This window comes from Phreatobacter aquiterrae (assembly GCF_053471285.1).
This window is the reverse complement of the sequence record NZ_JBJPHW010000014.1, coordinates 45,731-57,409: the sequence shown is the minus strand read 5'-3', so window position 1 is coordinate 57,409 and position 11,679 is coordinate 45,731. Positions and strand designations below refer to the sequence as shown.

Genomic DNA, 11,679 nt, shown 5'->3' with positions numbered 1-11,679 from the left:
AAGTCCCTTTTCACAGCGAGACGAAGGGCGAAAGGCAGGCGGCCGCCATCGTGGCATCGACCACGAGAAGCGCACCGGCGCCGTAGAGCCTCGCCACGAAGTCGGGGGCCGTCGAGGAGGCGATGACGATGCGGTTGCCGCGGCTTGCCGCGCGCAGTTCTCCCTCGGCCCGCGCGGCGATGGCGGCAGCGCCCCCGACCTCCGCCGACCAGGCGATGACCGCGACGGGCCGACCCGGCCGCGGGGTCGCCGCAACGAGAGCGGGCACGACGAGGCAGGCGAAGACGATCAGAGGGAGCAGCAAGCGGGTGCGAGGCGCCGGTCGCGGTGGCATGGGAGAACCCGGGGCGGGGCCGCCCGGACGGGATAGTCCGGGGACGAGCTCCGGATAATTGCCCGTGACTTGTTGTGATTTCCTTAAGGATGCCGGCGCGTCACCTGCGACCGACGGACAGACCGTCGCGCCGGAACAAGACCCGGTCAGGGAGGCTCAGTCGAACAGGCTCCCCTGCCCGCCTGGCCCGCCAGAGGAGCCGCGGGTCGAGCGGCCCGCCGGCGATCGCGGAACGGCCGCAGGTGCAGCGCCCGGGTCTGCCGGCGCCTGGACCTCGGGTCCGTCGTTCGACACGCGGTTCACGGCTGCAGACACCTGAACCAGTTCCATCTCTACCTGAAGCGGCGGTGACAGCAGGGCCTCCGCGCGCTCGGTGGGCGTTGAGGGATCGAGCCATTCGTTCCAGTTGGCCGGATCCAGCACCACCGGCGTGCGGTGATGGATCGCCGACAGGGGCGGCGCTGCCGGACCGGTGATCAGCGCCACGGTGTCGACCTCCGCGCCGTCGGGCGACATCCAGGTCTCCCACAGCGCGGGAAAGGCGAAGAGGCCGCCATCGGGCCGCCGCGCCATGAAGGGCGTCTTCACCTTGCCCTCCGTCTTCCACTCGTAGAAGGCATCGGCCGGCATCAATGCGCGACGGCGGATGAAGGCCACGCGGAAGGAGGGCTTCTCGCGGGCGCCCTCGGTGCGGATGTTGAACACGAGGGGAAAATCCTTCGGGTCCTTGACCCAGCCCGGGATGAATCCCCAGCGCATCAGCACGAAGCGGCGCCTGCCCTGGTCGATCGTCACCACCGGCACGGGCTGCGTCGGCGCGATGTTGTAGCGCGGGGGAAAGTTCGGCCGGTCCTCGTAGCCGAAGGCGGCCTGCATCACCTCGGGGATCGTCTTGATGGCGTAGCGCCCACACATGATGACCTCGTTCCGCCGGCCGTGTCGCAGGTTCGTGGCGGCGGCTGGCGCGACTTAAGCCTTCCTTCACCACGGGCATGGCTCAGTGTGACAGAAGTCGGGGGCTGCCACATTCCATGCTCGATGTCGTTCGTCAGGAAGCCAGTATCGCGCTGACGCCGGAACGCCTGCGCGCGGCCAATATCCATCCCGAGACCCGGCTCGCCACCGACTACCTCAACCATTTCAACGAGGTCATCATGCTGCTTGAGCTGGTGCCCTCCATGCCGGACTGCATCGACGACGTCCTCACCTGGCAGCCTGCCACCTACGAGGCGCATTTCCACCGGTCGCACTACCGCGACAAGGAGCTTGCGATCGCCGCTTTCGAGCAGGCGCCGGTCGGCGCGCGGCGCCGCTTTCTCGCCCTGGTCGACGAGATGAACGCGGTGATGCTCGACACCATCGACCAGTTGCGCGAACACGCCGGCACGCCGATGGCGGGCTATATCGCCGAAGAGGCCTGCGACCGGCTGAAGCATCTCGCCGCGCGCACCTCCGGCGTGATGAACGCCGTTGTCCAGGACGACGAGGACGGCGATGGCGCCTCGACGCAGGACACGATCGACGCCCTGATGACCCGCTGAACCGGCGCTTTCCGCCATGTCCGACCGCACCTACCCGGCGCGCCCCATCCTCGCCGTCTCCACGGCGGTGATCCGCGACGGGCGCGTCCTGCTGGCACAGCGCGCCAGGCCGCCGGGCGCCGGCCTCTACAGCCTTCCGGGCGGCCTCGTCGAGATCGGCGAGACGGTGGGCGAGGCGGCGGCCCGCGAACTCATGGAAGAGGTTGGCGTCACGGCGCAGCCGGTGGGGCTCTGCGGTGCGCGCGACATCATCCTGCGCGACGATGCGGGACGGATCGAGCGTCACTTCGTCGTCCTCTGCTTCGCCGCGCTATGGAGGTCCGGCGAGGGCACCGTCTCGCCGGAGGCCGCCGATGTCCGCTGGACGCGCCGTGACGAGGTCCCAGAGCTTCCGGTCACGGATGGACTGGTCGACATCGTCGCCGCGGCCTTCCGCCTCGCCGGCGACTGACGTCAACCACCCCGGAAGCTTTCCATTGCAGCCGCCGGCGCGCTCGCTCATATCTCGGCGATGATCAGGCCTGTCCTCGGCATTGCGCTGCTGGCGACGCTCGTGTCCGCCTCCCCCCTGGCGGCGCAGACGGCGCGCGCCCCTGCCCCCCCGGTCGCCGCGCCGCCCTCCCTGCAGGCCCCCTATGAGCCGCAACTGCTCCGGCTCTCGGAAATCATGGGCGCCCTGCACTATCTGAGGACTCTGTGCCAGGGCCCGGAGAACGGTGCATGGCGGCGCGAGATGCAGGCGCTTCTCGACGCCGAGGCGACCGGCGGCGAGCGCCGGGAGAGGCTGGTGCAGAGCTTCAACCGCGGCTATGGCGGCTTCGAGCAGGCCCACCGCGGCTGCACGCCTGCGGCGCGCCTCGCCACGCAGCGTTATGTGGCGGAGGCCCGCAAGCTCGTCGCCGACATTGCCAGCCGCTACGGCAATTGAGCGGCGTGTCTTTCCGGGAACGCAGCAGATTTATTCACCGGCGTTAACCGTCCGGTCAGAATCGGGTGCCCTCGGGAAACGGGCATGCTAGGCTTCACCAATGGGAAAGGGTCGACCAACCGGCCCGCAGTGGACGCGAAGATGCATTTTTCACCAGCGACGGCTGCCCGCGCGGCCGAGGCCGACGACCAGCGCCACGCCGCCATGAGCTATGTCTCGGAGGCGTTCGCGGAAGCGCGCCTCGACGGGCTCGACGTGGACTGCATCGCGCAGGCCGCCATCTTTGCGTCCTTCGTGGAGATGGTCGCCACCTATGGTGAAGAGGCGACGGCCGTTTTCGCCGAGCGGCTGGCCGAACGCGTCCGCGGCGGCGAATTCACGGTGGACCGTTCGTCCCACTGACCGACCCGCGCTTTCGAGGGCGAAGATTGGACCCCCGCAGGATCGCCATCATCGCCGGCATCGTCTCCACCGTGGTGCTCGGCGTCGCGGTGGCCCAGATCATGCCCGGCGAGCCGCGTCGCAGAACCGAAGCGCCAACGGCCGCGACACCGCTGCGCACCGCCATCCGCGACGTGACACCGCTCGCCGTCGAGACGCCTGCGCCGTCCACCACCCGGACCATCCAGACCTCGCAGGCGCAGCCGCCGCCCGCGCCTCCCCCGGCAACGGAGCGACCGGTTCCCGCGCGCCGGGCGACGCCGCCGGTCTCCGTCGAACTCCTGCCCGACAACGAGGAACTGCGCGAGCGCGTCGGCTCCATGCGCGAGAGGCTGATTCTCGCCGCACGGTCCGGCGACATCGCCCGGCTCGGGATCGCCTTCCAGGTGAACGAGACCATGCCGGTCTTCACCCGCGGCGGCGAGCGTGATCCGGTCGCCTTCTGGAAGAAGGCTTCGGGCGACGGCGAGGGACGCGAGATCCTCGCCATCCTCCTCAACATCCTCGAGCTGCCGGCCGCCCTCATCAACAAGGGCACGCCGCAGGAGATGTATGTCTGGCCCTATCTCGCCCATGTGCCGCTGAACGACCTCAGCCCGCGACAGAGCGTCGACCTCTACCGACTGATGACGGCGCAGGACGTGCGCGACATGCGCACGCTCGGGTCCTGGGTGTTCTGGCGGCTCGGCATCGGCCCGGACGGAACCGTGCACTTCTTCCTGGCGGGCGAGTGAGGCGCTACTTGCGCGTCAGGCTCTGCAGGATGCCGCGCAATTCCGCCGCGTAGGTCCGCTCGCCCTCCTTCGAGCCCCAGTAGGTGAGCACGATGGCGGCCGTGGGATTGACGATGAAGACGCTCACCGAGATCTCGACATCCTCGTCGTCCTCGTCCTTGCCCGAATAGGCGAGGCTGATGGCGTCCATGCCGTTGATCTGGGCGGCACTGTCGCGCTGGGTCGCGACGTTGATCTTCACGCCCTGCCCGATGAGATAGGCAAGCGCCTGCTTCACCGCGTCTTCGGTCCTCTCGATCGCGGCGAGTTGCACAGCGACATAGATCTCGTCGTCGTCGGTCGTGGCCTCGGCGCCGCGCTCCGTGATCTTCGGCGACCAGGCATCGGGCAGGGTGACCTGCGCAATCGCCGGCGAGCCGAGATCATAGGTGGCGGCCGAGGCCGGCGCCTGGAAGAGGGCCGCAGCCAAGGCGGCGAGGAGGGCGATGGAAACCTTGCGCATGGGGCGAACCTGGGTGAGAGAGCAACACACTACCATCGCAGTGTGGGGCTGTTCTGTCATCTCATCCAGCGCAACGGCACGTTGCAATCCTCCAGGACAAGACGCATACCGGAGGATGCGTGAGACCATTAACACAACCGAAATTTCTTCCAGCTTACCTTTGGGAATGCGGGCGAGAGCCTGATCAGTTCATCCCCCGATGAGGAGCTGTGATGGAAACCGGCAACGTCGCCAACGTCATCGACGAACTGGTCACCCACCATGCGCAGGCGGGCCTGGTCGACAAGGTCACCCGGCTGATCGGTGAGTTCGTGCAGAACGCCGACGTTTATAACGAAGAACAGGCCGGAACGGTCGACCAGATCATTGCGCGCCTCGTCGCGGATGTCGGGCCGAAGGACCGCATCGGCATCGCGGAGACCATCGCCGACGAGCCGAAGGCTCCGCGACGCGTGATCGAAGCCCTCGCCAACGACGACTGGATCGACGTCGCGGCGCCTGTCCTGACGCGTTCGCCCTGCCTCGATCAGGATGCGCTGCTGCACATCGTCGCGAACCGCGGCCCGTCGCACATGCTGGCCATCAGCCGGCGCCGGACGATCGAACCGGCGGTGGCGGACTCACTTGCAGCCAATGGCAACAAGGCCGTGATGCGGGCTCTGGCGCGCAATGAGGGCGCGCAACTCTCGCCGAACGGCCGCGCCGTTCTGGCGCAGCGCGAAAGGATGCGGAACCAGGAACTGCGGAAGGCGCCGCGCAAGCCCATCAGCTATCCGGCCCGTCTGACCAGCGAGGACGGTGGCGCGGAGATGTCCTGCAAACTGGTCGACATTTCGCGGACGGGCGCCCAGTTGACGCTGGACGCGCCCGCGCGCCTGTCCGGCCGCCTGCACCTGAACATCGCCGGGACGGCAGTGAGCCGCGCCTGCGAGCCGGTCTGGCAGGACGGCCGCACCGTGGGCGTGCGCTTCCTGACCGGCGGCGGTCAGCCGGGCGCCTGAAGCGCCAGTCCGGTCCAGGTCACGCCCGGCCGGGCAAACATGTCGGTGCGGATGGACTGCTGCAGCAGGGACAGGCCGTGGCGCGCTGCGAGCGCAACGGTCTCGTCGCCGGACACGTCGAACATGCGTCGCCCCTCCGGCACCGGCCCGTGGCGAAGGGTCATGAAGACCCGCCCACCCGGCGCGGTGACAGCCGCTAGCGTCGCCATGGCCCGCGACTGTTCACCGGCATCGAGATGCATCCAGGCGGCGGTCAGAAACACAGCGTCGAATGTCTCGCCGCGTGCCCGGATGCGGAGGAGGTCCGGCAACCCGTCGTCCACCCAGACGATGGCCCGTTCCACATGCAGCCTCTCGCCATGGGCGCGCAGCTCGGCTGTCGGCTCCACCGCTACCACCGAGAAGCCGCGGCGGCTGAGCGCGGCCGCGTCGCGGCCTGAGCCGGCGCCGATGTCGAGCGCGCGGCCGCCATGCGGCAGCAGGTGCAGGATCGCGTCATGCACCGCCTCGAACGTCACGCTCTCGTACTAGATCGCGAGCCTGTCCGCCTCGCCGGCGTAGCCGCGGTTCGTATCGCTCACGCCTTCTGGTCCTGGAACCTGACCGGACACCCGCCGGCCGGACCAACGAGATCCCCCTCCCACATCACCCGCCGCCCGCGGATGACGGTGCCGACCGGCCAGCCGGTCACCTCCTTGCCATCATAGGGCGTCCACTGGCTCTTCGAGGCGATCCAGCCGTTGGTGATGGTCACTGTCCGCTTCAGGTCGACGACGGTGAAGTCGGCGTCGTATCCGGCGGCGATGCGACCCTTGCCGGCGATGGCGAAGATACGCGCCGGTCCGGCGCTGGTGAGGTCGACGAAACGCTCGAGCGTCAGCTTGCCGGCGTTCACATGGTCGAGCATGGTCGGCACCAGCGTCTGCACGCCGGTCATGCCCGACGGCGAGGCCGGATAGACCTTGGCCTTCTCCTCCAGCGTGTGGGGGGCGTGGTCGGAGCCGAGCACGTCGACGATGCCCTGTTCGATGCCCTTCCAGATGCCGGCCTGCGCGCGGGCATCCCGCACCGGCGGGTTCATCTGGGCGAGCGTGCCGAGCCGCTCGTAACAGTCGGGTGCGACGAGGGTCAGGTGATGCGGCGTCGCCTCGCAGGTGGCGAGGTCCTTGTGGTGCTGGAGATAGTCGATCTCTTCGGCGGTCGAGATGTGCAGCACGTGGATCTTGGCGTTGAAGCGCCTGGCGATCCCGACGAGCCGCTCGGTGCAGGTGAGCGCGGCGATTTCGTCGCGCCAGACGGGGTGGGAGCGGGGATCGCCCTCGATCCGCTCGCCCTTGCGCTCGCGCAGGCGGAACTCGTCCTCGGAATGGAAGGCGGACCGACGGCGGGTGTTCTGCAGGATCGCGGCAACGCCCTCGTCGTCCTCGACCAGCAGCGAGCCGGTGGACGAGCCCATGAAGACCTTGATGCCGGCGGCGCCCGGCAGGCGCTCCAACTCGGCCACGTCTCGCGCGTTCTCATGCGTGCCACCGACCCAGAAGGCGAAGTCGCAATGCATGCGGTCCGTGCCGCGCTTCACCTTGTCGGCCAGCGCCGCCTCGGATGTCGTCAGCGGATCGGTGTTCGGCATCTCGAAGACGGCGGTGACGCCGCCCATCACCGCCGCGCGGGATCCGGTTTCGAGATCTTCCTTCTGCGTTGGACCCGGCTCGCGGAAATGAACCTGGCTGTCGATCACGCCGGGGAGGATGTGGAGGCCGGTGCAGTCGACCAGCTCGCCGGCGGAGGCCTGGCCGAGGTCGCCGATGAAAGCGACGCGGCCTGAGGTGACGCCGATGTCGCGGACGGCGCGGCCGTCCTGATTGACCACCGTGCCGTTCCTGTAGATGACGTCATAGTTCGGCATGGCGTGGCTCCCGGCGCGATGCCGGGCCTTGTCCCCGGCGCGGCCCCGCTTATGTCGGAGAACGACAACCGTGCCAAGCGAGCGAGAGACCGTTTCATGCAGAGCGCATTCCTGCCCGACCGGGGCGTCGTCCGGGTGACCGGCGAGGAAGCCCCGAAGTTCCTGCAGGGGCTCTTCACCTGCGATGTGCTCGCCATGCCCGAGGGCGAGGCGCGTTTCGGTGCGCTGTTGACGCCGCAGGGCAAGATCGTCGTCGACTTCCTCGTGCTCGCCGCGCCGGACACCGTCGGCGGCGGCTTCCTCATCGACGCGCCGCGGGCGCTGGCCGCGGACCTCGCGAAAAAGCTCGCCTTCTACCGGCTGCGGGCAAAGGTCGCGGTCGAGGACCAGTCGGATCAGCTCGGCGTCACGGCCTTCTGGGGCGAGGGTGACCTGCCCGCCCTCGGCGGTGTCGTCGCACGCGATCCGCGCCACCCCGCACTCGGCTGGCGCATGGTCGCGCCGCTGCCGCTGGAAATCGTCTCGGACGCCAGCGCCTACGACGCCCACCGTATCCGCCTCGGAATTCCCGAGGGCGGTCGCGACTTCATCTATGGCGACACCTTTCCGCACGAGGCGAACATGGACCAGCTCGCCGGGGTCGACTTCCACAAGGGCTGCTATGTCGGGCAGGAGGTGGTCAGCCGGATGCAGCATCGCGGCACGGCCCGCACCCGCGTCATCCCCGTTGCTTTTCCAGACTTCCCGCCGATGGAAGGGCTGGACGTGACGGCCGGCGACAGGACGATCGGCGTCATGGGTTCGGCGGCCGAGGGCGATGGGCTCGCCAAGCTTCGCCTCGACCGGATCGCCGAGGCCCTGGCGGCCGGCGAGCCGATCATCGCGGGGGGGATTGCCATCAGCCCCCGCAAGCCCGACTGGGCGCGGTTCGACTGGCCGGGGGACGCTCCCGCCGCCTAGAGAAAGCTCTGCGGATCGACGTCGATCTCCAGCCGTACATTGCCGCGCGGCGCCTCGACAGATGACAGCCAACGCCGCATCCAGCCCGACAGGTCGAAGGCGCGGGCTGAGCGGGCGAGGAGGCGCACGCGGTGGCGACCGCGCACCAGCGCCAGCGGCGCCTCGGCCGGGCCCAGCACCTTCACCTCCGGCGTCGGCGGCACGGCGCGCACCAGCGTGCGCGCATAGGCTTGAGCATCGCCCAATGCCTCGGCCGAGACGACCAGCGCGGCGAGCCGGCCGAAGGGCGGCAGCATCGCGGCTTCCCGCATGGCGATCTCGGCCTCGTAGAACCCCTCCCGGTCCCCCTTCACGATGGCCTGGATGATCGGATGTTCCGGCTGGTGGGTCTGGATCAGGGCGCGCGACCCGTCCTTCGCCCGCCCGGCCCGTCCGACCACCTGCTGCAGCAGCTGGAAGGTGCGCTCGCCGGCCCTGGGGTCGGCATTGGACAGACCGAGGTCCGCATCGATCACCCCGACCAGCGCCAGATTGGGGAAGTTGTGGCCTTTGGCGACCAGCTGCGTGCCGATGACGATGTCGGCCTCGCCGCGCGCCACCGCCTCGATCTCCTGGCGGATGCGCTCGATGCCGCCTGCCATGTCGGAGGACAGCACCAGCAGGCGCGCCTCGGGGAACAGCGTGGCGCATTCCTCGGCGAGGCGCTCGACCCCGGGTCCGCAGGCGACGAAACTGTCGACCGCCTCGCATTTCGGACAGTGTTCCAGCGGCGGCATGTTGAAGCCGCAGTGGTGGCAGACCAGCCGGCGGCGGAAGCGGTGGTCGACCAGCCAGGCCGAGCAGTTGGGGCACTGGAGACGCTCGCCGCAGGTGCGGCAGAGAGTGAGCGGGGCATAGCCGCGCCGGTTGAGGAAGAGCAGCGCCTGTTCGCCCGCCTCGACGGTGCGCCGCACCTCCGCCTCCAGGGCCGGGGCGATCCAGCGGGTGCGCGGCGGGCCGGCGCTGCGCAGGTCGACGGTGGCGATCTTCGGCATGTCGCGGCCACCGAAACGCTCGGGCAGGACGAGGCGGCGGTAGCGGCCGCGGTCGGCATTGACCCGGCTCTCGACCGAGGGCGTGGCCGAGGCGAGGACGACGGGAATGTCCTGCAGGCGGGCGCGCACCACCGCCATGTCGCGGGCATGGTAGTGGACGCCGTCGTCCTGCTTGTAGGCGCCCTCATGCTCCTCATCGACAACGATGAGGCCGAGGTCGGCGAAAGGCAGGAACAGCGCGGAGCGGGCGCCGATCACCACCTGCACCTCGCCCGCCGCGACGCCGGTCCAGACGCGCCCGCGCTTCGTCGCGCCGACGCCGGAATGCCAGGCGGCGGGTCGGTGGCCGAAGCGCGCCGCGAAGCGGTCGAGGAACTGCGTCGTCAGCGCGATCTCGGGGACGAGGATAAGCACCTGCCGGCCCTGCCGGAGCGCCTCGGCGACACCCTCGAGATAGACCTCGGTCTTGCCGGAACCTGTGACGCCGTCGAGCAGTTGCACCGCGAAGGCGCGTGCGGCCACAGCGTCGCAGACGGCGAGGGCCGCGGCGTGCTGGGCATCGTTGAGCGCAGCCATCCCGTGCTCCGGATCGAGCCGCGCCAGGGCCTCGGCGGGCATCAGAACGGCCTCCAGCGCCCCCTCGTCGACGAGACCGTCCACCACCGAGGCGGAGACGCCGGCCTCGCGCGCCGTCTCACCCTTGGCGCGGGCGAGACCGTCGGCGAGCAGCTTCAGCACCCTGACGCGCGCCGGCGTCATACGGCCGGGTTGGTCGCCCGTGACCCGCACGCCGACACGCGGCTTCGCGGGTGCGAGATCGTCGGGGTCGCGCAGCGCCATGCGCAGCACCATGCCGCGGGGCGCAAGCGTGTAGTCGGCGAGCCAGTCGCAGAGCTGCCGCACCGCATGCGGCACGGCCGGCACCTCGTAGCGGGCGGCGACATCCTTCAGCCGGTTGTGCGAGACGCCGCCGGGCTCGTCGCGAAGGGTCCAGACCGCGCCGAGCGTCGTGCGGTTGCCGAGCGGCACGGCGACGACATCGCCGGGGCTCAGCGCCATCCCTTCCGGGATGCGGTAGCTGTAGGGCCGGTCGACGGCGACCGGAATCAGCACGTCGGCGTAGCGGGGCGGGCTCATGGCGCTGGCCTAGCGCGACGGCGGCGCGAAGGGAATGGGTGCGCCTCGTCCGGCTGTCATGGGATGCCGGCGTCGCAGCCCCGAGGCGGACTCCTTTACGGAAGGACCGTCCGGTCGCGAACGCCGCCACGCCCGTTCACGGGGCGTGAACCGGCGCCGTGGCAGGCTGTCGCCATGGCGCCTCCCGCAACCGCGACGAACCTCCTCATCCCCGGCGCCGCCGACGACACGATGGCGGCGATCGGGCAATGGCTGCAGCATCTCTCGGCCGAACGCGGGCTGTCGCCGAAGACATTGGAGGCCTATGGGCGCGACGCCAGGGTCTTCCTCACCTTCCTCGCCGGGCATCTGGGCGGGCCCGCATCGCTCGGCGCGCTCGACGAACTGCAGCCCCGCGACGTGCGCGGCTTCATGGCGCGACGGCGCGGCGACGGCCTTGACGGCCGCTCCATCGCCCGCGCGCTGGCGGCGGTGCGATCCTTCGCGCGCTTCCTCGAACGCGAGGGCCGCGGCCGGATGGCCGCCTTTGCCGCCGTGCGCACGCCGAAGGCCGGCCGCCGCCTGCCACGCCCGCTCGCCGTTGCGGCGGCGCGCAGCGTCTCTTCCGTCGAGGCCCGCGCCCATGACGATGCGGCCGAGTGGGTCATCGCCCGCGATGCGGCAGTGCTGGCGCTGCTCTACGGCTCCGGACTGCGCATTTCCGAAGCGCTCGGCCTGACACAGAAGGACGCGCCGCCTGCCGGAGGCGACGGACAGATCACGGTGCTCGGCAAGGGCGGCAAGGTGCGGCAGGTGCCGGTCATCGCGCGTGTCGCGGAGGCCATCGACCATTACCGGCGGCTGTGTCCCTGGGCGCCCGGGCCTGACGGTCCCCTCTTCATCGGCGTCAGGGGCGGCCCCCTGTCGCCGCGCATCATCCAGCTCGCCATGGAGCGCCGCCGCGGCGCTCTCGGCCTGCCGGAGACGGCGACGCCGCATGCGCTGCGCCATTCCTTCGCCACCCATCTGCTGGGGCGCGGCGGCGATCTCAGGTCGATCCAGGAACTGCTCGGCCACGCCTCGCTATCGACGACGCAGATCTATACCGAGGTCGACACCGCGGCGCTGCTCCGGGTCTATGAGAGCACCCACCCGCGGGCGTGAGCAGGTCCACGCGCCTCG

The 11,679-nt window shown here is 69.9% G+C and carries 14 protein-coding genes; 8 read left to right on the top strand and 6 right to left on the bottom strand.

The genetic code is table 11. From position 1 onward, the window contains the following. Positions 1–10: 10 nt before the first annotated feature. Both ACJ4V0_RS18775 and ACJ4V0_RS18770 read right to left on the bottom strand, forming a co-directional pair. On the bottom strand, positions 11–304 hold the full coding sequence (locus ACJ4V0_RS18775) for a hypothetical protein (RefSeq protein WP_448301135.1): 294 nt from the start codon (positions 302–304) through the stop codon (positions 11–13). A gap of 186 nt (positions 305–490) precedes the next feature. Beyond that, positions 491–1,249, bottom strand: a complete 759-nt coding sequence (locus tag ACJ4V0_RS18770; RefSeq protein ID WP_448301134.1) for an SOS response-associated peptidase — start codon at positions 1,247–1,249, stop codon at positions 491–493. A gap of 116 nt (positions 1,250–1,365) precedes the next feature. Here ACJ4V0_RS18770 and ACJ4V0_RS18765 point away from each other — a divergent pair, with 116 nt between their 5' ends. The 5 genes from ACJ4V0_RS18765 (at position 1,366) to ACJ4V0_RS18745 (ending at position 3,978) form a co-directional block, all read left to right on the top strand. Next, on the top strand, positions 1,366–1,875 hold the full coding sequence (locus tag ACJ4V0_RS18765; protein ID WP_448301133.1) for a hypothetical protein: 510 nt from the start codon (positions 1,366–1,368) through the stop codon (positions 1,873–1,875). 16 nt (positions 1,876–1,891) lie between these two features. Beyond that, positions 1,892–2,326 carry an NUDIX hydrolase gene (locus tag ACJ4V0_RS18760; protein WP_448301132.1) on the top strand — a complete coding sequence of 145 codons (435 nt, stop codon included), beginning with the start codon at positions 1,892–1,894 and terminating at the stop codon, positions 2,324–2,326. 60 nt (positions 2,327–2,386) lie between these two features. After that, positions 2,387–2,803, top strand: a complete 417-nt coding sequence (locus ACJ4V0_RS18755; protein WP_448301131.1) for a TIGR02301 family protein — start codon at positions 2,387–2,389, stop codon at positions 2,801–2,803. A gap of 84 nt (positions 2,804–2,887) precedes the next feature. Next, positions 2,888–3,205 carry a hypothetical protein gene (locus ACJ4V0_RS18750; RefSeq protein WP_448301130.1) on the top strand — a complete coding sequence of 106 codons (318 nt, stop codon included), beginning with the start codon at positions 2,888–2,890 and terminating at the stop codon, positions 3,203–3,205. A 26-nt stretch (positions 3,206–3,231) separates the two neighbouring features. Then, the gene (locus tag ACJ4V0_RS18745) at positions 3,232–3,978 is read left to right on the top strand and encodes a hypothetical protein (RefSeq protein ID WP_448301129.1); all 747 of its coding nucleotides are present in this window, start codon (positions 3,232–3,234) and stop codon (positions 3,976–3,978) included. A 4-nt stretch (positions 3,979–3,982) separates the two neighbouring features. Here ACJ4V0_RS18745 and ACJ4V0_RS18740 read toward each other — a convergent pair whose 3' ends face one another. Continuing rightward, complete coding sequence (locus ACJ4V0_RS18740; RefSeq protein WP_448301128.1) at positions 3,983–4,480, bottom strand: histidine kinase; 498 nt, start codon at positions 4,478–4,480, stop codon at positions 3,983–3,985. A 212-nt stretch (positions 4,481–4,692) separates the two neighbouring features. Between ACJ4V0_RS18740 and ACJ4V0_RS18735 the strand changes: the two genes are divergently transcribed. Beyond that, positions 4,693–5,481, top strand: coding sequence for a DUF2336 domain-containing protein (locus ACJ4V0_RS18735; RefSeq protein WP_448301127.1), 789 nt, complete (start codon positions 4,693–4,695; stop codon positions 5,479–5,481). Here ACJ4V0_RS18735 and ACJ4V0_RS18730 read toward each other — a convergent pair. Together ACJ4V0_RS18730 and ACJ4V0_RS18725 are read right to left on the bottom strand one after the other, a co-directional pair. Next, positions 5,466–5,999: a class I SAM-dependent methyltransferase gene (locus ACJ4V0_RS18730; RefSeq protein ID WP_448301126.1), complete on the bottom strand. Its 534-nt coding sequence runs from the start codon at positions 5,997–5,999 to the stop codon at positions 5,466–5,468. The genes ACJ4V0_RS18735 and ACJ4V0_RS18730 overlap by 16 nt on opposite strands. Before the next feature lie 59 nt (positions 6,000–6,058). Beyond that, the gene (locus ACJ4V0_RS18725) at positions 6,059–7,387 is read right to left on the bottom strand and encodes a dihydroorotase (protein ID WP_448301125.1); all 1,329 of its coding nucleotides are present in this window, start codon (positions 7,385–7,387) and stop codon (positions 6,059–6,061) included. Positions 7,388–7,483: 96 nt separating this feature from the next. On the opposite strand from ACJ4V0_RS18725, the gene ygfZ reads away from it, so the two are divergent. Beyond that, on the top strand, positions 7,484–8,347 hold the full coding sequence (ygfZ, locus tag ACJ4V0_RS18720; RefSeq protein ID WP_448301124.1) for a CAF17-like 4Fe-4S cluster assembly/insertion protein YgfZ: 864 nt from the start codon (positions 7,484–7,486) through the stop codon (positions 8,345–8,347). On the opposite strand, the gene ACJ4V0_RS18715 is transcribed toward ygfZ, so the two are convergent. Then, complete coding sequence (locus ACJ4V0_RS18715) at positions 8,344–10,518, bottom strand: primosomal protein N' (protein ID WP_448301123.1); 2,175 nt, start codon at positions 10,516–10,518, stop codon at positions 8,344–8,346. The genes ygfZ and ACJ4V0_RS18715 overlap by 4 nt on opposite strands. 174 nt (positions 10,519–10,692) lie before the next feature. On the opposite strand from ACJ4V0_RS18715, the gene ACJ4V0_RS18710 reads away from it, so the two are divergent. Next, positions 10,693–11,661 carry a tyrosine recombinase XerC gene (locus ACJ4V0_RS18710; protein ID WP_448301122.1) on the top strand — a complete coding sequence of 323 codons (969 nt, stop codon included), beginning with the start codon at positions 10,693–10,695 and terminating at the stop codon, positions 11,659–11,661. Positions 11,662–11,679: the final 18 nt, after the last annotated feature.